Source organism: Paraburkholderia sp. SIMBA_053, assembly GCF_046534895.1.
GTDB lineage: Bacteria > Pseudomonadota > Gammaproteobacteria > Burkholderiales > Burkholderiaceae > Paraburkholderia > Paraburkholderia caledonica.
Genome location: NZ_JAWRXU010001529.1, coordinates 1 through 242 on the forward strand (window position 1 = coordinate 1; position 242 = coordinate 242).

The 242-nt window shown below is 61.2% G+C and carries 1 pseudogene; it reads right to left on the bottom strand.

The window, feature by feature from the left end:
* A pseudogene (locus tag SB753_RS40695) lies at nucleotides 1-229 on the bottom strand (ABC transporter substrate-binding protein); the annotation flags it as partial.
* Between the last annotated feature and the right edge of the window lie 13 nt (nucleotides 230-242).

Genomic DNA, 242 nt, shown 5'->3' on the forward strand with positions numbered 1-242 from the left:
CGCGCTCGAATTCGACGAGGCGGTTATAGACGGTGAACGTATTGGCCGTGAAATCGGTGCCCGTGGTGTACTGGGCCGGATCGAAACCCGCGGGGCTGCCTTCTGAGCAGTAGACGAGTGTCTTGTTCGGAATCTCGGCGCGCGCGCTATTCGCGCCCACCAGCGATGCCGCTGCAGCTGCGACGAGCGTCGTAACACGCGCGGCGCGCAACAGATTGTTTTGCTTCATGTTTCCTCCAGGT